At 55.4% G+C, this 19,639-nt stretch carries 18 protein-coding genes; 10 read left to right on the top strand and 8 right to left on the bottom strand.

The window, feature by feature from the left end; all coding sequences use genetic code 11:
• Genes sirB2 through hemA form a run of 4 tightly spaced genes read right to left on the bottom strand, consistent with a single transcriptional unit; the run spans position 1 to position 3,615 of the window.
• A complete protein-coding gene (sirB2, locus tag V6942_RS08965; protein ID WP_106926672.1) occupies positions 1–393 on the bottom strand; it encodes an invasion regulator SirB2 in 393 nt (130 codons plus the stop codon).
• The gene (prmC, locus tag V6942_RS08960; RefSeq protein WP_182930624.1) at positions 390–1,241 is read right to left on the bottom strand and encodes a peptide chain release factor N(5)-glutamine methyltransferase; all 852 of its coding nucleotides are present in this window, start codon (positions 1,239–1,241) and stop codon (positions 390–392) included. Before prmC ends, sirB2 begins: the two co-directional genes overlap by 4 nt.
• Positions 1,241–2,323: a peptide chain release factor 1 gene (prfA, locus tag V6942_RS08955; protein WP_035891560.1), complete on the bottom strand. Its 1,083-nt coding sequence runs from the start codon at positions 2,321–2,323 to the stop codon at positions 1,241–1,243. The genes prmC and prfA overlap by 1 nt, the downstream gene beginning before the upstream one ends.
• A 35-nt stretch (positions 2,324–2,358) precedes the next feature.
• Positions 2,359–3,615 carry a glutamyl-tRNA reductase gene (hemA, locus tag V6942_RS08950; protein ID WP_106926668.1) on the bottom strand — a complete coding sequence of 419 codons (1,257 nt, stop codon included), beginning with the start codon at positions 3,613–3,615 and terminating at the stop codon, positions 2,359–2,361.
• Between the two features lie 206 nt (positions 3,616–3,821).
• Here hemA and lolB point away from each other — a divergent pair, with 206 nt between their 5' ends.
• The 4 genes from lolB to dauA all read left to right on the top strand — a co-directional run bounded on the left by lolB (position 3,822) and on the right by dauA (position 8,246).
• Positions 3,822–4,439: a lipoprotein insertase outer membrane protein LolB gene (gene lolB / locus V6942_RS08945; protein WP_106926666.1), complete on the top strand. Its 618-nt coding sequence runs from the start codon at positions 3,822–3,824 to the stop codon at positions 4,437–4,439.
• The gene (ispE, locus tag V6942_RS08940) at positions 4,439–5,287 is read left to right on the top strand and encodes a 4-(cytidine 5'-diphospho)-2-C-methyl-D-erythritol kinase (protein WP_181357998.1); all 849 of its coding nucleotides are present in this window, start codon (positions 4,439–4,441) and stop codon (positions 5,285–5,287) included. The genes lolB and ispE overlap by 1 nt, the downstream gene beginning before the upstream one ends.
• A 205-nt stretch (positions 5,288–5,492) precedes the next feature.
• On the top strand, positions 5,493–6,440 hold the full coding sequence (prs, locus tag V6942_RS08935) for a ribose-phosphate diphosphokinase (RefSeq protein WP_003856663.1): 948 nt from the start codon (positions 5,493–5,495) through the stop codon (positions 6,438–6,440).
• A gap of 123 nt (positions 6,441–6,563) precedes the next feature.
• Positions 6,564–8,246, top strand: coding sequence for a C4-dicarboxylic acid transporter DauA (gene dauA / locus V6942_RS08930; RefSeq protein ID WP_106926663.1), 1,683 nt, complete (start codon positions 6,564–6,566; stop codon positions 8,244–8,246).
• Positions 8,247–8,366: 120 nt separating this feature from the next.
• Here dauA and V6942_RS08925 read toward each other — a convergent pair whose 3' ends face one another.
• Both V6942_RS08925 and V6942_RS08920 read right to left on the bottom strand, forming a co-directional pair.
• Positions 8,367–9,830 carry a pyridoxal phosphate-dependent decarboxylase family protein gene (locus V6942_RS08925; protein WP_106926661.1) on the bottom strand — a complete coding sequence of 488 codons (1,464 nt, stop codon included), beginning with the start codon at positions 9,828–9,830 and terminating at the stop codon, positions 8,367–8,369.
• A gap of 15 nt (positions 9,831–9,845) precedes the next feature.
• Positions 9,846–11,231 carry a diaminobutyrate--2-oxoglutarate transaminase gene (locus V6942_RS08920; RefSeq protein ID WP_096878374.1) on the bottom strand — a complete coding sequence of 462 codons (1,386 nt, stop codon included), beginning with the start codon at positions 11,229–11,231 and terminating at the stop codon, positions 9,846–9,848.
• Positions 11,232–11,844: 613 nt separating this feature from the next.
• Here V6942_RS08920 and lysC point away from each other — a divergent pair.
• Complete coding sequence (lysC, locus tag V6942_RS08915; RefSeq protein ID WP_106926657.1) at positions 11,845–13,209, top strand: lysine-sensitive aspartokinase 3; 1,365 nt, start codon at positions 11,845–11,847, stop codon at positions 13,207–13,209.
• Between the two features lie 80 nt (positions 13,210–13,289).
• On the opposite strand, the gene ychH is transcribed toward lysC, so the two are convergent.
• Positions 13,290–13,574, bottom strand: coding sequence for a stress-induced protein YchH (ychH, locus tag V6942_RS08910; protein ID WP_106926655.1), 285 nt, complete (start codon positions 13,572–13,574; stop codon positions 13,290–13,292).
• Between the two features lie 279 nt (positions 13,575–13,853).
• Between ychH and pth the strand changes: the two genes are divergently transcribed.
• The 5 genes from pth to V6942_RS08885 all read left to right on the top strand — a co-directional run bounded on the left by pth (position 13,854) and on the right by V6942_RS08885 (position 18,519).
• Positions 13,854–14,438, top strand: a complete 585-nt coding sequence (pth, locus tag V6942_RS08905; protein WP_106926653.1) for an aminoacyl-tRNA hydrolase — start codon at positions 13,854–13,856, stop codon at positions 14,436–14,438.
• 115 nt (positions 14,439–14,553) lie between these two features.
• The gene (ychF, locus tag V6942_RS08900) at positions 14,554–15,648 is read left to right on the top strand and encodes a redox-regulated ATPase YchF (RefSeq protein ID WP_106926651.1); all 1,095 of its coding nucleotides are present in this window, start codon (positions 14,554–14,556) and stop codon (positions 15,646–15,648) included.
• A gap of 588 nt (positions 15,649–16,236) precedes the next feature.
• Positions 16,237–16,494 (top strand): YjhX family toxin, encoded by a 258-nt coding sequence (locus V6942_RS08895; protein ID WP_106926649.1) that lies wholly within the window; start codon positions 16,237–16,239, stop codon positions 16,492–16,494.
• 7 nt (positions 16,495–16,501) lie between these two features.
• Positions 16,502–18,142: an SAM-dependent methyltransferase gene (locus tag V6942_RS08890; RefSeq protein WP_333501194.1), complete on the top strand. Its 1,641-nt coding sequence runs from the start codon at positions 16,502–16,504 to the stop codon at positions 18,140–18,142.
• Positions 18,143–18,267: 125 nt separating this feature from the next.
• Complete coding sequence (locus V6942_RS08885; protein ID WP_106926645.1) at positions 18,268–18,519, top strand: zinc ribbon domain-containing protein; 252 nt, start codon at positions 18,268–18,270, stop codon at positions 18,517–18,519.
• A 118-nt stretch (positions 18,520–18,637) separates the two neighbouring features.
• Here V6942_RS08885 and V6942_RS08880 read toward each other — a convergent pair whose 3' ends face one another.
• On the bottom strand, positions 18,638–19,624 hold the full coding sequence (locus tag V6942_RS08880; protein WP_333501131.1) for an aldo/keto reductase: 987 nt from the start codon (positions 19,622–19,624) through the stop codon (positions 18,638–18,640).
• Positions 19,625–19,639 lie beyond the last annotated feature (15 nt).

Below are 19,639 nucleotides of genomic sequence, written 5' to 3'. Positions count from 1 at the left end.
CTACCCCAACAGCGGAACTTTAGTGATGGCGAGTTTAACGATGATGCACAACACCATCAGCGCCAGCAAAAACGCAATAAACTTGCTCTGCTGGCTGCGCGGACGACGACGTCCAAGCGCGACAAACCCCAAAAAGATGTAAATGATAACGCCAAACAGTTTCTCCGTCAGCCATCCCCCCTCTTCGGTAAAGGGAAAATAGCGCGTCATCACCATCAGCGCGACGCCGCTGAGCAGCAGCACGCTGTCAACCGCGTGCGGTAAAATGCGCACCCAGCGCGCCTCAAACAGAGCGCTGCGGTGGTGCATCCACCAATAGCGCAGTGCGAAAAAGGAGACGGAAACTACCGCCGACGCGATGTGCAAATAGAGCACAAACTGGAAAAAACTCATGCCTGTGCCTCCGGAGCGCCAGGCCACTGCGCCAGCGTCAGACGATCGTTGTCACCATAGTCACGGCAGGTTTGCACCTGCGCATAGCCGGCTGAGGTAAAGAGCGCGCGAACCGCCGCCCCCTGCCGCCAGCCATGTTCCAGCAGCATATAGCCGCCGGGCTCCAGCCAGTCACGCCCCTGGTTAACGATATGGGCTAAATCGGCCAGACCGCTATCCCCGGCCACCAGCGCGGTTTTCGGTTCAAAGCGCACGTCGCCCTGGCTAAGATGTTCGTCCTGTTCATCAATGTACGGCGGGTTGCTGACAATCATGGCAAAACGCTGTGGGCTCAACGCGCTGAACCAATCGCTTTGCATTATCGTCACGTTCGTTATCCCAAGATGGTCCGCGTTACGCTGCGCCAGGGCCGCCGCATCGGCAATATAATCGACGGCTGTCAGCTGGCAGTCCGGCCGTTCGCTGGCCAGAGCCAGGGCCACCGCGCCGGTGCCGGTACCGAGATCGAGGATCCGGCACGGCCTCTGCGGCAGACGCGCCAGCGCCTGTTCAACCAGGCACTCGGTATCCGGGCGAGGGATCAGGGTCGCTGGAGAGACAAACAGCGGCAGCGACCAGAACTCACGGCTACCCACCAGGTGGGCAATGGGCTCGCCGTTTTGTCGCCGTGCCAGCAGCTGCGTTAGCGTTTCCGCCTGTGCCGCGCTCAGCGTCGTTTCATCAAACGCGAGAATTTGCGTGCGCGATTTACCGGTCACATGCCCTAACAGGATCTCCGCATCGCGACGCGGGCTTTCCCCACCCTGCAGCGTCGCGATAGCCTGCTGTAGCCACTCTCTCCAGGTCATCATTCCTGCTCGGACAGCGCCGCCAGCTGGTCAGCCTGGTATTCCTGCACGATAGGCTCAATCAGCATATCCAGCTTGCCTTCCATCGTTTCGTCCAGGCGGTAGAGCGTCAGGTTGATGCGGTGATCGGTCACGCGCCCCTGCGGGAAGTTGTAGGTACGGTTACGATCGCTACGATCGCCGCTGCCCAGCAGGTTGCGGCGTTCAGAGGCTTCCGCCTGCTGGCGGCGGGCAATCTCTGCCGCGCGAATACGCGAGCCCAGCACCGACATCGCTTTAGCTTTGTTTTTGTGCTGCGAACGTTCGTCCTGGCACTCCACCACAATGCCGGTCGGCAGGTGGGTAATACGGATAGCCGAGTCGGTGGTGTTAACGTGCTGACCGCCCGCGCCCGAAGAACGGAAGGTATCGATACGCAGGTCCGCCGGGTTGATATCCGGCAATTCCGCTTCCGGCACCTCTGGCAACACGGCCACGGTACAGGCGGAGGTATGAATACGCCCCTGAGATTCGGTGGCCGGAACGCGCTGTACGCGATGGCCACCGGACTCAAACTTCAGGCGACCGTAAACGCCTTCACCGCTGATTTTGGCGATCACTTCTTTGTAACCACCGTGCTCACCTTCGTTGGCGCTCATGATCTCGACACGCCAGCGGCGCGATTCAGCGTAGCGGCTGTACATGCGGAACAGGTCGCCGGCAAACAGCGCCGCTTCATCACCGCCGGTACCGGCGCGTACTTCAAGGAAAGCATTGCGTTCGTCGTCCGGATCGCGAGGCAGCAGGAGCACCTGAAGCTGTTGCTCCAGTTCTTCTTCTTTGGCTTTGGCTTCCTGCAACTCTTCCTGCGCCATTTCGCGCATTTCCGGGTCGTCGAGCATCATCTGGGCAGTTTCAATATCGTCCTGAACCTGGCGCCAGTCGGTATAACAGCGAGCCACGTCGCCCAGCTGTGCGTATTCGCGGGACAGTGCGCGGAAACGGTCCTGATCGGCAATAGTTGCTGCGTCTCCGAGCAGCGCCTGAACTTCTTCATGGCGCTCGTAGAGAGCTTCCAGTTTAGCAACAATAGAAGGCTTCATTGGCGTAAATGCACCTTGTTATAAATAGAGTTGTGCTACTCCAGCCCGAGGCTGTTGCGCAGAATATGCAGGCGTTCGTCATCCCCGTCACGGGCGGCCTGCTGAAGAGATTTGGTTGGCGCGTGGATCAGGCGGTTGGTTAACTTGCGCGCCAGATCCTGCATGATGACCTGCGGATCGCCACCCTGTTCGAGCGCGGCGATCGCTTTAGCGGTGAGTTCCTCACGCGCCGTTTCAGCCTGGGAGCGATAATCACGAATGATGTCGCTGGCGCTTTGTGCGCGTAGCCAGGCCATAAACTCACTGGTTTCCTGCTCGACGATGGTTTCAGCCTGTACCGCCGCGGCTTTACGCTGCGCAAGGTTATTCTGAATAATGTTTTGCAGGTCGTCCACGCTGTAGAGATAGGCGTTAGCGAGTTTCCCCACCTCCGGCTCTACATCGCGTGGCACGGCAATATCCACCAGCAGCATCGGCTGGTTGCGACGCGCTTTCAGCGCGCGCTCCACCATCCCTTTACCAATAATCGGCAGCGGGCTGGCGGTAGAACTGATAATGATGTCGGCCTCTTTCAGGCGTTCATCGACGTCGCTCAGCGCGATCACCTCAGCGCCGACCTCATCGGCCAGTACCTGTGCGCGTTCGCGGGTACGGTTGGCAATCACCATTTTTTTCACGTGATGTTCGCGCAGATGGCGCGCCACCAGCTCGATGGTTTCACCCGCACCCACCAACAGTACGGTGACCGACGAGAGCGATTCGAAAATCTGTCGCGCCAGGGTGCAGGCCGCAAACGCCACCGACACCGCGCTGGCGCCGATATCCGTTTCCGTGCGCACGCGCTTGGCAACAGAGAAGGATTTCTGGAACATGCGTTCCAGCTCGCTGACGTGCAGATGCCCGCGGCTGGAATCAGCAAACGCTTTTTTTACCTGCCCTAAGATTTGCGGCTCGCCCAACACCAGCGAGTCCAGCCCGCTGGCAACGCGCATCAGATGGCTGACGGCGTCGTTGTCCTGGTGCCAATAAAGGCTCTGGCGCAGTTCTTCTTCATTCAGGCCGTGGTAATCGCACAGCCAGCGGATAATCGCTTCATGCTGATTATCCTGCTCTTCTACGCTGAGATAGAGCTCGGTGCGGTTACAGGTCGACAGGACCACGCCCCCCTGTACCATTGGCTGAGCCAGCAGGCTCTCCAGCGCCTGGTCAAGCGTATCTGGCGAAAACGTGACGCGTTCTCGCAGCGCTACCGGGGCTGTTTTATGATTGATGCCAAGAGCTAAAAGGGTCATTGTGCGGGAGTAGTACCAGCGTTGATAAGGTTAGTCTGAGCGCATCATACAGGATGCGCGAGATCAATAAAAGGGAGGCTCCCCTTTTGGAGTAATAGGCAAGCTGGGTTAATTTTATGATTTAAGACAACTTGAGCGTAGACGCTGCCCACGGGCGACGCTAGCATTAAGCGTTATAATCGTAACGCACATCAAGGATTGTCATCATGGCCCTGCCTCGCCTGATTCGTTTGCTGCCTCTCGCAGCACTGGTTCTTACCGCCTGTACCGTTAATGCACCGAAAGGCCCTGGTAAAAGCCCCACCTCGCCGCAGTGGCAGCAGCACCAGCAGGAAGTGCGCCAACTGAGTCAATATCAGACGCGCGGCGCTTTCGCCTATTTGTCCGACCAGCAAAAAGTGTATGCCCGTTTCTTCTGGCAGCAAACCGGCCAGGATAACTATCGTCTGCTGCTGACCAACCCGCTGGGCAGCACCGAAATGGAACTGATTGGCCGACCGGGCTCCGCGCAGCTAACCGACAATAAAGGCCAGCGCTATACCGATACCGACGGCGAAGAAATGGTGGGCAAACTGACCGGTATGCCGATTCCGCTGAACAGCCTGCGCCAGTGGATCCTCGGCCTGCCGGGCAACGCTACCGACTATACGCTCGACGACCAGTACCGCCTGAGCGAGTTGCACTACACCGAAAACGGTAAGACCTGGAAAGTGGTCTACAGCGGCTATGACAGCAAAACCCAGCCAGCGCTGCCGTCTAACATGGAGCTGACCGAAGGCAGTCAGCGCATCAAGCTGCGCATGGATAACTGGATTGTAAGATGATGACCACCTGGCCCTCACCTGCCAAGCTCAACCTGTTTTTATACATCACCGGGCAGCGCCCTGACGGCTATCATACGTTGCAGACGCTGTTCCAGTTCCTCGACTACGGCGACACGCTGACGATTGTGCCGCGCTCGGACGGGCAGCTACGGCTGCTCACGCCGGTCAAGGGCGTGCCGAATGAAGAAAACCTGATTATTCGCGCCGCGCGGCTGTTGATGAAAACGGCGGCGGCATCGCAGCGCCTGCCAGCCGGTAGCGGTGCCGATATCAGCATTGAAAAACGTTTGCCGATGGGCGGCGGTCTCGGCGGTGGTTCATCCAACGCAGCGACCGTGCTGGTGGCGCTTAACCACCTGTGGCGATGCGGGCTGTCGGAAGACGAGCTGGCGGCTATCGGGCTGACGCTCGGTGCCGACGTGCCGGTGTTTGTTCGCGGCCATGCGGCATTTGCCGAAGGGGTTGGCGAAGTGCTCACCCCGGTTGAGGTGGCGGAAAAATGGTACCTGGTTGCCCATCCCGGGGTCAGTATCCCGACCCCGGTCATTTTTCGCGATCCGGAGCTGCCACGAAATACCCCGGTCAGGTCAATAGAAACGTTATTAAAATGTGAATTCGGCAATGATTGCGAGGTTATCGCAAGAAAACGTTTTCGCGAGGTTGATGATGTGCTTTCCTGGCTGTTAGAATACGCGCCGTCGCGCCTGACTGGAACAGGAGCCTGTGTCTTTGCTGAATTCGACACGGAACTCGCTGCCCGCCAGGTGCTTGAGCAAGCCCCGGAATGGTTGCAAGGCTTTGTGGCAAAAGGTGTTAACCTCTCGCCATTGAAGCAAGCCCTGCTCTGAATCATTCGGTTTCCGTCAGTATTGCTGACGAAAGAAGAATGGTGATGAGTACCAAGCCGGGCAAACTGAGCTCCGGTGACAACGTCACCCTGTTCCAGACGTTGCATCGCGCTCTTTAATACACCGCCTGGATGAAATCGCGCCTGGCCCGCACAGTTTTTGGCCCGTTTCATCCACCACTGGACGCATGCCTGAGGTTCTTCTCGTGCCTGATATGAAGCTTTTTGCTGGTAACGCCACCCCGGAACTAGCACAACGTATTGCCAACCGCCTGTACACTTCTCTCGGCGACGCCGCTGTAGGTCGCTTTAGCGACGGCGAAGTCAGCGTACAAATCAATGAAAACGTACGCGGTGGTGATATTTTCATCATCCAGTCCACTTGTGCCCCAACTAACGACAACCTGATGGAATTAGTCGTTATGGTTGATGCCCTGCGCCGTGCTTCCGCAGGCCGTATCACCGCCGTTATCCCTTACTTCGGTTATGCTCGCCAGGACCGTCGCGTTCGCTCTGCTCGTGTACCTATCACCGCTAAAGTTGTTGCTGACTTCCTGTCCAGCGTAGGCGTTGACCGCGTACTGACCGTAGACCTGCACGCTGAACAGATCCAGGGCTTCTTCGATGTCCCGGTGGATAACGTATTCGGTAGCCCAATCCTGCTCGAAGATATGCTGCAGCTGAACCTGGATAACCCAATCGTGGTTTCTCCGGACATCGGCGGCGTGGTTCGCGCTCGCGCTATCGCTAAGCTGCTGAACGATACCGACATGGCTATCATCGACAAACGTCGCCCGCGTGCGAACGTGTCTCAGGTTATGCATATCATCGGCGACGTTGCCGGTCGTGACTGCGTGCTGGTTGATGACATGATCGATACCGGCGGCACGCTGTGCAAAGCGGCTGAAGCGCTGAAAGAGCGTGGTGCTAAACGCGTATTCGCCTACGCAACTCACCCGATCTTCTCCGGCAACGCGGTAAACAACCTGCGTAACTCCGTCATCGACGAAGTGGTTGTCTGCGATACCATCCCGTTAAGCGATGAGATCAAAGCGCTGCCGAACGTTCGCACCCTGACCCTGTCCGGGATGCTGGCCGAAGCGATTCGTCGTATCAGCAACGAAGAATCCATCTCTGCCATGTTCGAACATTAATCGAATCTGGTTAAAAAACCCGCTGCGGCGGGTTTTTTTGTCTATAGTATTTATTTGTATGATTTATGCCAACTTCACTGCCATTCACGTGACAGATGATGCGCTCATGGATGAAACAGTATTGTGAATAAATTATTCTCCTCCGATATCATGCCTTTCCGCGCGCTGATCGACGCCTGCTGGAAAGAGAAGTACAGCTCGGCGCGCTTTATGCGCGACCTGATTGCCGGGATCACCGTCGGTATCATTGCCATTCCGCTGGCGATGGCGTTGGCTATTGGCAGCGGGGTTGCGCCACAGTACGGCCTGTATACCTCGGCCGTCGCGGGGATCGTTATCGCCCTGAGCGGTGGCTCCCGCTTTAGCGTATCCGGCCCCACCGCGGCCTTCGTGGTGATCCTCTATCCCGTTTCGCAGCAGTTTGGTCTCGCAGGCCTGCTGGTGGCGACCCTGATGTCCGGAATATTCCTGATCCTCTTTGGCCTGGCCCGCTTTGGCCGCCTGATCGAATATATTCCGCTGTCGGTGACGCTTGGCTTCACCTCGGGGATTGGTATTACCATCGGGACCATGCAGATTAAAGACTTCCTCGGTCTGCAAATGACGCACGTTCCGGAACACTACTTACAGAAGGTGGGCGCGCTGGTAATGGCGCTGCCGACCATCAACGTTGGCGATGCGGCCATTGGCATCGTCACCCTCGGCACGCTGATCCTCTGGCCACGCCTCGGCCTGCGCCTGCCGGGCCACCTGCCTGCGCTTATCGCCGGCTGCGTGGTCATGCTGTTGGTCAACCTGCTCGGCGGACACGTTGCGACCATTGGTTCCCAGTTCCACTACGTGCTGGCCGACGGCTCTCAGGGCAATGGCATTCCGCAGCTGCTGCCGCAGTTTGTGCTGCCGTGGGATCTCCCGGGCTCCAGCTTTACGCTGAGCTGGGCATCGCTGCATGCGCTGCTGCCCGCCGCATTTTCGATGGCCATGCTCGGGGCCATCGAATCGCTGCTGTGCGCGGTGGTGCTTGACGGCATGACCGGCACCAAACACAAGGCTAACAGCGAACTGGTTGGTCAGGGTCTGGGCAACATTGTCGCCCCGTTCTTCGGTGGTATTACCGCCACTGCCGCGATCGCGCGTTCCGCGGCTAACGTTCGCGCAGGTGCCACCTCACCGGTTTCCGCGGTTATTCACGCTATTCTGGTGATTCTGGCGCTGCTGATCCTCGCGCCGGTGCTGTCCTGGCTGCCGCTGTCGGCGATGGCCGCCCTGCTGCTGATGGTGGCATGGAATATGAGCGAGGCGCATAAGGTCGTGTATCTGCTGCGCAAAGCGCCAAAAGACGACATTATTGTGATGCTGATTTGCATGTCGCTGACCGTGCTGTTTGATATGGTCATCGCTATCAGCGTCGGCATCGTGCTGGCTTCGCTGTTGTTTATGCGCCGGATTGCGCGTATGACGCGTCTGTCGGCGGTTAACGTGTCGGTGCCGGATGATGTGCTGGTACTGCGCGTCATTGGCCCGCTGTTTTTTGCCGCTGCAGAAGGTTTATTCAGCGATCTGGAAACGCGCATTGCCGGTAAACGCATTGTGGTGCTGAAATGGGACGCGGTCCCGGTACTGGATGCCGGTGGCCTGGATGCCTTCCAGCGGTTTGTGAAAAAACTGCCTGAAGGCTGCGAGCTGCGGGTATCTAACCTGGAATTCCAGCCGCTGCGCACCATGGCGCGCGCGGGTATTCAGCCGATTCCTGGCCGTCTGGCATTCTTCCCAAACAAAGATGCCGCCCTGGCAGACATCCTCTGACCGTAGCCCAGCCAAGCAAAGCGCCGCCGGAAATCGCACCGTAGCCTCCCCGGCGTCGCGTGACATCACAGGCAAAAAAAATGGCTCCCTCGGGAGCCATTTTTATCGCAACGTGATTGCTTACGCTTTCAGCAACTGCTCAGCGGTGTCTTTCACGCTCCCCAGCAGAACTTTAACGTCCTCCAGGCACACCGTCGGGTTCAGCAGCGTCAGCTTCAGGCAGGTGATGCCATCCGATTCAGTCACGCCGACGTTGGCGCTCCCCGAAGCCAGCAGAACGTCACCAATACGCTGGTTCAGCAGCGCAACGAACGCCATGTCATCGCTTTCAGGACGGAAGCGGAACAGCACGCTTGCCAGCTGCGGCTCCATCACCAGCTCCAGATGCGGCTGAGTTTTGACAAACGCAGCCACATCACGCGCCAGCGTGACGCCGTTATCAATGATTTCGGCGTACTGCTTTTTGCCCAGCGCTTCAAGACCCATCCACAGCTTCAGCGCATCGAAACGGCGCGTGGTCTGCAGCGACTTCGACACCAGATTCGGCACGCCAGCCTCTTCATCGAATTCTGAGTTCAGGTACGCCGCCTGATAGCGCATCAGCTCGTAGTGACGCGCATCTTTAAGCAGGAACGCGCCGCAGCTGATGGTCTGGAAGAACTGCTTGTGGAAGTCCAGCGTCACGGAGTCCGCCAGCTCAAGACCGTTCAGGAAGTCGCGATACTTCTCAGACAGCAGTAACGCCCCGCCCCACGCTGCATCCACGTGCATCCAGATCTGATGCTCCGCCGCCAGCGCCGCGATATCCGCTAACGGATCGATGGCGCCAGCATCGGTGGTCCCGGCGGTGGCGACAATCGCCATCACCTGCTCGCCGTTGGCTTTCGCCTGAGCCAGCTTGGCTTTCAGGTCAGCCAGATCCATACGCGAGAATGCATCGGTCTTCACCTGAGTGACGGAACGGTAGCCCAGCCCCATCAGTGCCATGTTTTTCTGCACGGAGAAGTGCGCGCTTTCAGAGCAGAACACTTTGATTTTGCTCAGGTCACCGGTCAGACCATTCTGCTGAATGGAATGCCCCTGGCGGGCGAAGAAGGCATCGCGCGCCAGCATCAGGCCCATCAGGTTGCTCTGGGTACCGCCGCTGGTAAACACGCCGGCGTCGCCCGCCGTATAGCCCACCTGCTCGCGCAGCCATTCGATCAGCTTGATCTCAATGATGGTGGCGGACGGGCTCTGGTCCCAGGAGTCCATGCTCTGGTTGGTGGCGTTGATCAGCACTTCCGCCGCCTGGCTAATCACCAGGCTCGGGCAGTGCAGGTGCGCCACGCACTGGGCATGGTGGACTAACAGGCTGTCTTTCAGAAAGTATTCAACCGCACGCTCAATAGCGGCCTGGTTGCCCAGGCCCTGAGACGTAAAGTTCAGGTTGATGCGTTCGCGCAGTTGCTCAACGGTTTTGCCCTGATACATCTCAGGCTGCTTCAACCATTCAACGACCGCTCGCGTACTCTGCTCGATAGCATCCTGATAGGCGGCAATGCTTTGCGCCGAGCCGGACAGAATCGGGTTTACGTCTGACATTCGATCCAACTCCGTTTAAACCGGCTTCACGCCAGCGCCCAGCAGGGCGTTTTCGAATTTATCGAGGAACACTTCCAGCTCAGCGTTGGTGATCAGCAGAGACGGCAGCAGACGCAGTACGCAACCGTTGCGGCCCCCACGCTCCAGAATCAGCCCATTTTCGAAGCATTTTTTCTGCAGCAGCGCGGACAATTCGCCATCGGCCGGGTAGCAGCCCATATGATCCTGCGCTTCGTTCGGCTTAACGATCTCAATACCAATCATCAGACCCAGACCACGTACATGACCAATCACCGGGTAGCGTTTCTGCAGGTCAGCCAGCTTGCCTTTCAGCCACTCGCCCTGGGCAGCCACTTTATCGGCAATGTTGTCGTCTTTGAGGATCTTCAGCGTCGTCAGGCCGGTCGCCATCGCCAGCTGGTTGCCGCGGAAGGTGCCGGTGTGGTGGCCCGGGGCCCATGCGTCGAACTGCTTTTTAATGCCCAGAACCGCCAGCGGCAGACCGCCGCCAACCGCTTTGGACATCACAATGATGTCTGGCTCAATGCCAGCGTGTTCGAAGGCGAACAGCTTACCGGTACGTGCGAAACCAGCCTGAACTTCATCGATGATCAGCAGAATGCCGTGTTCCTGGGTCACTTTACGAATACGTTGCAGCCACTCAACCGGCGCCGGGTTCACGCCGCCTTCGCCCTGCACGGCTTCAAGGATCACGGCCGCAGGTTTACGCACGCCGCTTTCAACGTCGTTAATCAGGTTTTCGAAGTAATAGGTTAATGCTTTGACGCCAGCCTCGCCGCCGATACCCAGCGGGCAGCGGTACTCATGCGGATACGGCATGAACTGCACTTCCGCCATCATGTTGCTGACGGCTTCTTTCGGTGACAGGTTGCCGGTCACGGACAGCGCGCCGTGGGTCATCCCGTGGTAACCGCCGGAGAAGCTGATCACGCTGGAACGGCCGGTCACTTTTTTCGCCAGCTTCAGGGCCGCTTCAACGGCATCTGCGCCGGACGGACCGGTGAATTGCAGGCAATATTCTTTGCCCTGCCCCGGTAATAAGGACAGTAAATAAGATGAAAATTCATCTTTTAATGGGGTAGTAAGATCAAGCGTATGTAACGGTAAGCCGCTTGTGATGACACTTTGAATGCTCTGCAGCACTTCAGGATGATTATGACCAAGCGCCAGGGTTCCGGCACCTGCCAGGCAATCAAGATATTGATTATTTTCTACGTCAGTAATCCAGACGCCCTGCGCTTTAGCGATGGCTAATGGCAGTTTACGTGGATAGCTGCGGACATTAGATTCAAACTCAGCCTGTCTTGCTAAAAAGGTATCATTGCTCTGTGGTAATGAATTAGCACTTAAAGTATCAATACGGACTTTATCCGTCATCATATCACTCCTACAACCAGGTGTAGATTAACGCCTGATTGAATAAATGGTTATAAGGATTACCTGTAAAAAAGCGCGGCTAATATATGTTGTTTTAGCGTTGGACTCAATCATTTATTTTAAGGTCTGAAACATCGTTTAATTTTCATTTAAAATCAATGAGTAACACCGACGCGGCGCCCTCAAATTTATTAAATTTTGTTACCATTTGTCTTAAAGACCTCTCCGCAGAAGCCTCCCACATGATGTATTAAAAGCCATCTTATTTTCATGGTTTTATTATTCACTTACACGAATTTACCATTAATAATGTAAGCACTAACCGCCGAATGCATGATTTTTCACTTGTTTATGCTGAAATAAAATAAAAAAGTCGATCCCTCTGGATAAATCACTTACTATGGCGCGCTTATTTGCAGGCTCTGTAAATAAAGAACTAATGCGCATCACCCGGTAACGCGTACAGGCGAAACACGTTATCGACAACAGGAGCCTTTCCTGGGTTGTCATCAGAAATGTTCGCGGGCGGACATTTCGTAAGGCGAAGACGCTTCCCTTATGCCGAGAATGAAAATTTTCTAGCCATGCTTTCATGGCGCCCTGATATGAGATTGTTATGACACGCATTTATCCACAATTCATCGTTGCCAAATTTGGCGGCACCAGCGTCGCTGATTTTGACGCGATGAACCGCAGTGCCAGCATTGTTCTTGCTGATCCCAACGTTCGTTTAGTCGTTCTTTCTGCTTCGGCAGGCGTGACCAACCTGCTGGTCGAACTTTCTGAAGGTCTGGAAAGCCATCGGCAATTAGACAAGCTCGAGACGTTACGTACTATCCAGTACAACATTATTTCCCGCCTGAAGCAGCCTTCGGTTATCAGCAAGGAAATCGATAATCTCCTCGACAATATCGGCCGCCTGGCGCAAACCGCCGCGGCGTCGCCTTCCACCGCGCTGAGCGATGAACTCGTGAGCCACGGCGAGCTGATGTCTTCGCTGCTCTTTACCGAGGTCATGCGCGAGCGCGAGGTCGAAGCCAGCTGGTTTGATGCGCGCAGCGTGATTCGCACTAACGCCAACTACGGTTGCGCTGAGCCGGACGTCGCCGCGCTGGCTGAACTGGCCGAAATGCACCTGCGCCCACGCCTTGAGCAGGCCATCATGATTACCCAGGGGTTTATTGGCCGCGATGCCAGCGGGCACACCACGACGCTCGGCCGCGGTGGGAGCGACTATACCGCGTCGCTGCTCGGCGAAGCCCTCCACGCGGCACGGGTGGATATCTGGACCGACGTGGCCGGTATTTATACAACCGACCCGCGTATTGCGCCTAATGCCAAACGGATCGACCGCATCTCGTTTGCCGAAGCGAGCGATATGGCAGCCTACGGCGCGAAAGTGCTACACCCCGCCACGCTGATGCCGGCGATGCGCAAAAACATTCCGGTGTTCGTTGGCTCCAGCAAAAATATCGCCGCTGGCGGTACGCTGGTTTGCTGCACGACGGACAACCCGCCGCGCTACCGTGCGGTGGCGGTGCGCCGCAAGCAAACGCTGCTGCGCTTGCACAGCCTGGATGCACAACCGTCCTGCCATTTTTTAGCGCAGATGTTTGCGCTGTTAGCGCGTCATTCGGTGGCCGCCGATCTGGTGACAACCTCCGAAAACAGCATTGCGCTCGCGCTGGACTCCACTCACGCCACCTCGGGTGAAGATCACACGCTGACCACATCGTTATTTACCGAGCTGTCTTCCCACTGTCGCGTAGAAGTGGAAACCGGCCTGGCGCTGGTGACGCTGGTCGGCAATCAGCTTACGCAGGTCTCTGGCGTGTTTAAGGATGTTTTCGCCTGGCTTGAGACGCATGCGGTTCGCATGGTCTGCCACGGCGCCTCCAGCAATAACCTTTGCATTCTGCTGCCCGCGGATGAAGCCGATAGCGCCGTTAAGGCCCTGCATTTGCGGCTGTTTGAGTCATAAGGTGATAAAAACAAAAAGTCCCGGTCTTAACGGCCAGGACTTTGTTAACTGTCTCAGTGGCTCCTTCACGGAGCCCTTATTTAGCCAGGACGGTGTGATGACCCACCGCCGCGACGGCAGCGCTTGTCGTAGTGACGAACCCACCAGTACCGATCGCTCACCTGCTCGTGCCCGCCGACACGCGCCCCGGCCAGCCAAAGAATCGCGCCGACGAAGATGCTGAGTACGGCCCCGTGCGCAAAGAACTGCGGGAGGTCAAGCTGCGGCAGCTGGTTTAAAATAGAATAACCGACGCCGACGACCATCACGAGCAGGCCTAACCCCATGAGCACATTACCGAGTAACGAAGCGTTTTTGCGTTTCATAGTGTCACCTCCGTAGATTGGCTTTGGGTTTCGGGATATATCCCTATTCCATGTGTGTAAAGTATAGACAACACCGCTGTGGATAAGTGCGCTACCGATCACAAATAGGCACATATCATCAACATAACTTTACATTTAAGTTACTGATATGCTTTTCAATGCGCATTATCACTCTGGAAAACTATTCCGTTTTTTACGCTTTCAGCGCTTATTTTTGTCAAGCAGCCCGTCACGACGTAAACTAGCCGCCGGAAAGATTGCCCACTCAGGAACAATAACGTGACGATTAAACTGATTGTCGGCCTCGCAAACCCCGGCGCAGAGTACGCGGGGACGCGCCATAACGCTGGCGCCTGGTACGTCGATTTACTGGCTGAACGCTTTCGTGCCCCGCTGCGCGAAGAGAGTAAATTTTTTGGCTACACCTCGCGCATTAACCTGGCAGGGGAAGATGTCCGCCTGCTGGTGCCCACCACTTTTATGAACCTTAGCGGCAAAGCCGTGGCGGCGCTGGCAACCTTCTATCGCATTAATCCAGATGAAATTCTGGTGGCCCACGACGAACTGGATCTCCCGCCTGGCGTCGCGAAGTTTAAGCTGGGCGGCGGCCACGGCGGTCATAATGGGTTAAAAGATATCATCAGCAAATTAGGCAATAACCCTAATTTTCATCGCTTACGTATCGGGATCGGCCATCCGGGCGATAAAAGTAAAGTTGTCGGTTTTGTCCTCGGCAAACCGCAGGCAGCAGAACAGAAGCTGATCGACGATGCGGTAGACGAAGCGGCGCGCTGCACCGAAATCTGGCTGAAAGACGGGCTGACTAAAGCCACGAACCGATTACACGCTTTTAAGGCGCAATAGACCGACGACTGCGGTATTTTTTCCGTATGACGTGTATAATGCGCAAAGTTATTTACTTTTCTACAATCTGTTCAAGCTAACAGGTTGAATATCAAAAGATTAAGGTGATTTAAACATGGGATTCAAATGCGGTATCGTCGGTTTGCCAAACGTAGGCAAATCCACCCTGTTCAACGCGCTCACGAAAGCCGGTATTGAAGCGGCGAACTTCCCGTTCTGTACTATCGAGCCGAACACAGGCGTCGTACCGATGCCCGATCCGCGTCTGGACCAGCTGGCGGAAATCGTTAAACCGCAGCGTATCCTGCCGACCACCATGGAATTCGTTGATATCGCGGGCCTGGTAAAAGGCGCGTCCAAAGGTGAAGGCCTGGGTAACCAGTTCCTGACCAACATCCGCGAAACCGAAGCGATCGGCCACGTTGTACGCTGCTTCGAAAACGACAACATCATCCACGTTAATAACAAAGTGGACCCGGCTGACGATATCGACGTTATCAACACCGAGCTGGCGCTGTCTGACCTTGATACCTGCGAGCGCGCCCTGCACCGCGTTCAGAAGAAAGCCAAAGGCGGCGATAAAGACGCAAAAGCCGAACAGGCCGCGCTGGAAAAATGCCTGCCGCAGCTGGAAAACGCCGGTATGCTGCGCGCGCTGAAAACCCTGACGGACGAAGATAAAGCGGCCATCAAATACCTGAGCTTCCTGACCCTGAAGCCAACCATGTATATCGCTAACGTCAACGAAGATGGTTTCGAGAACAACCCGTACCTCGACAAAGTGCGTGAAATCGCCGCTGCCGAAGGTTCCGTTGTGGTTGCCGTATGCGCCGCCGTTGAAGCCGACATCGCAGAACTCGACGATGCTGACCGTGAAGAATTCATGGCCGAAATGGGCCTGGAAGAGCCGGGCCTGAACCGCGTGATCCGCGCCGGTTACGAACTGCTTAACCTGCAAACCTACTTCACCGCAGGCGTAAAAGAAGTGCGCGCATGGACCATCCCGGTCGGCGCTACCGCGCCGCAGGCAGCCGGTAAAATCCACACCGACTTCGAAAAAGGCTTTATCCGCGCGCAGACCATCGCGTTTGAAGACTTTATCACCTACAAAGGTGAACAAGGCGCGAAAGAAGCCGGCAAGATGCGTGCTGAAGGGAAAGATTACATCGTCAAAGATGGCGACGTGATGAACTTCCTGTTCAACGTCTAAATAAAATGTGTTGTCTTATGAGGTTTCGCTGAATCTCATAGAATCGCAAATAACCACAAAATCCACGCAGTTGCGTGGATTTTTTTATTTCATAGCGTCTCAACTCATCTCGTACCAACGCGGTCAAAAATGCGTACATGGATGGGGACAACATTCTTCCATCTTCATTTTAACTGAGTACAATAACGGTATAATAAATATACAAGATCCCATTATGCTCGCTGATACGCAATGCCGAGCTGCCAAGCCGAAAGAAAAACGCTAAAGCGGTGACCATTTTAGTTGACCACTACACAGACCCTTTACAGCGAAGAATCTCCGTCGATTTAATAAGGGAGCCCTCACTGGCCCCTGTCAGGATCACACTTTTCAGCTCAGGATATTCACTTATAAAAACCAGGTGTTATTATCCATCCTGTAAATACCTTTCAACTCAACCCGAGGCTTTGATGCTGGAGAATGTAATCATCCGATAATCAGTTACTCGACCTTTTCAGGCCGAACTGATTATCAATGCGCCGAAATCGAATGCGGGCACCGCTGTGTGTTTGCACGTTTTGCACATGATGATTAAACAGGTTTTCCAGTATGAATTTATCCCGTCAGGAACAACGTACCTTACACGTTCTCGCCAAAGGTGGTCGCATTGCGCACGTCCGCGATGCATCTGGCCGCGTCACCGCCGTTGAATGCTACACCCGCGAAGGGCTGTTGCTGACCGACTGCACCCTTGCCACCTTCAAAAAACTCAAAACCAAAAAACTGATCAAGTCCGTCAACGGTCAGCCCTACCGCATCAACACCAGCGGGCTGAATAACGTTCGCGCACAGCTTGATAACCGCTAAGGAGAGCATGATGGATATCAGCACCCTTATTTCCTCATCCCGACACATCCAGCTGTCAGCGGAGGAAAGTAAAATCCCCTGGGACGAACCGGCCTTCAGCCAGCGCATGCTGGCGAACCATTTGTCGCAGGACCACGACTGGGCCAGCCGCAGGCAGGAGGTCATTAAGCAGCAGGTCGAGTGGATCGCCAGCCAGTTACCCCCTGGCGCACATATCCTCGATCTCGGCTGCGGTCCCGGCTTTTATACCCACCGCTTAGCGGAGCGCGGATTTCACTGCACCGGCGTGGATTTCTCGCCGGCATCCGTGAGCTGGGCCCGTCAGCAGGCGCAGAACGCCGGATTGCATATCGACTATGTTCAGCAGGATGTCCGCGCATACTGGCCGGATAAATCGTTCGATTTCATCATGATGACATTCGGGGAACTGAATGTGTTTAGCACGGCGGATGCGCGCTCACTCGTCAGCCGCTGCGCGCTGTGGCTGGAAACGGGTGGCAGGCTGCTCACTGAAGTCCATACTTTCGACGAAGTTAAGCGTCAGGGAATGGCTGAAGCGAACTGGCAACGCTGTCAGGACGGGCTGTTTCTGGGCGTCCCTCATCTGCTTCTGACGGAACATGGCTGGGATGAAGCCGCGCAGACCAGCTCAACGCTGTTCTGGGCCATAGAGGAAAACGGTCGAACCACCCGTTTCGGCAGCCAGATGACGGCCTGGCGCGATGACGAATACATCAGCCTGCTCGACAATGCCGGATTTACCCTGCTTCCTCCTCCTGAAAGCTACGACTGGCCAGTCAGCGAGACATTTGAAGGGAAGCTGTTTGTTCTGCTGGCTGAAAAAGCAAATATCTCAGAGAAACACTCTCTTAATGCTCAACGCAATAAAAGGAATTCCAGATTGGATATCCCACGTATTTTTACCATCAGTGAAAGCGAACACCGCATCCACAACCCGTTCACCGAAGAGAAGTACGCCACGCTGGGCCGTGTGCTGCGCATGAAACCGGAGACCCGCATTCTTGACCTCGGCAGCGGCTCGGGCGAGATGCTCTGTACCTGGGCCCGGGATCACGCCATTACCGGTGTCGGTATCGATATGAGCCAGTTGTTCAGCGAGCAAGCCAGACGCCGCGCCGAAGAGCTCGGCGTCAGCGACCGGGTTCAGTTCATCCATAACGACGCCGCCGGATACGTTACAGAAGAGAAATGCGATGTGGCGGCCTGTGTCGGTGCGACATGGATAGCCGGTGGGTTTGCCGGGACCGTCGGGCTGCTAGCTCAAAGCCTGAAACCGGGTGGGATCATGCTTATCGGTGAACCCTACTGGCGTCAGCAACCTGCGACGGACGAGATTGCCCAGGCCTGTGGCGTCAGCTCGACGACCGATTTTATGACGCTACCAGGGCTTGTCAGCGCGTTCGACGACCTCGGCTATGACGTGGTGGAACTAGTACTGGCAGATCAGGAAGGCTGGGACCGCTATGAGGCCGCGAAATGGCTGACCATGCGCCGCTGGCTGGAGGCCAATCCTGATGACGACTTCGCAGCGGAAGTCAGGGCCGAGCTAACACTCTCGCCGAAACGCCACGTAACGTACGCGCGGGAATACTTTGGCTGGGGCGTGTTCGCGCTCATTGCCAGGTAACAACAAGCCCCGGTATTTCTGACTGGAGATGCCGGGGCTTAGCCTTTGTTTTGATCTGATGCATCACCTGCACAATACATATTCTGTATTTTTATTAATCAGGATGTCACCATAAGGAGCATCATATGTCACAACATGAACAGTTCTGTCAGGCTTGCGGGATGCCGATGTCTGCACCTGATGCACACAGTGCCAGCGATCGATATTGCGCATACTGCATCGACAGCAACGGCAATCTAAAACCCTGGGAAGACGCGGTATCAGGCTTAGCCAGCTTCCTTGATTCCTGGCAAAAAGTCGGCCCGGAAGAAGCCCGGAAACGGGCAAAACGTTATCTGACGGCAATGCCCGCCTGGGCTCATAAAGCGGAAGAGTGAAATGTATTTCTGCTGCTCAATCAGCATTGAAGCACATGCCGTACGTCAGTATTTGTGACTATAACTCAACCAGCCAGTTTCCTGGCTGGTTGCACATTCACACAAATCAGCGCTGCCATCATTCCGACATCGAAAGCAAACCATCATCCAGTCGATTCCCCTGGATTTTTATGCCTGCTAACAAAGCATCCATATTAGCCAAATCCTCTTCGCTCAATTCAAGATCAATCGCTTTAATGTTGTCGTCTATATAGGAAACTTTATCCATCCCGGGAATCGGTACGATCCATGGTTTTTGTGCCAATAACCATGCCAGAGCAACCTGTACGGGTGTCGCTCCTTTACTGGCTGCGACCTCCCGGAGCATGCTGACTAACGGCATATTCGCTTTTATTGCCTCTGGGGTGAAGCGCGGAAAGTTTGCACGTAAATCAGTCGCGCTATCGAATTTTGTTGAGGAATCAATCGTTCCCGTCAGGAATCCGGTCCCCAGAGGTCCCCAGGGCACAAACCCGATTCCCAATTCCTCACAAACGGACAATACCTCTGCTTCAGGCTCACGGGTCCACAAAGAGTACTGGTTTTGCACGGCTGCGACTGGCATGACTGCATGTGCCCGACGAATGGTTGCAGCACCAACTTCGGATAAACCATAGTGACGGATCTTACCTTCCTTTATTAAATCTCCCAGCGTACCTGCAACATCTTCAATAGGGACATTCGGATCCACACGGTGCTGATAAAAGAGATCGATATAATCTGTTTTCAGGCTTTTCAGGGATGCTTCAGCAACAGCGCGGATATTTTCAGGACGACTATCAACGCCCGTTGTCACACCATTTTCCAGTTTGAAACCAAATTTGGTCGCAATAAGCGCTTTTTCACGATGTGCAGATAACGCCTTACCCACAAGTTTTTCATTCGTATAGGGGCCATAGGCCTGAGCAGTGTCAAAAAAGTTAATCCCCCTGTCGAGCGCAGCATGAAGAACGTTAATCCCGGTCCGATCATCAACGGCGCTACCGGTTCCAAAGCTTAAATTCATTGCCCCCATGCCTAATGCTGATACGGTTAATCCGCTACGACCTAACTGACGATATTTCATATTAATTTCCTTACT

This window comes from Kluyvera genomosp. 2 (assembly GCF_036759865.1).
GTDB lineage: Bacteria > Pseudomonadota > Gammaproteobacteria > Enterobacterales > Enterobacteriaceae > Kluyvera > Kluyvera ascorbata_B.
Note: the sequence above shows the minus strand (reverse complement) of the source record. Positions and strands in the feature narration are given on the sequence as shown.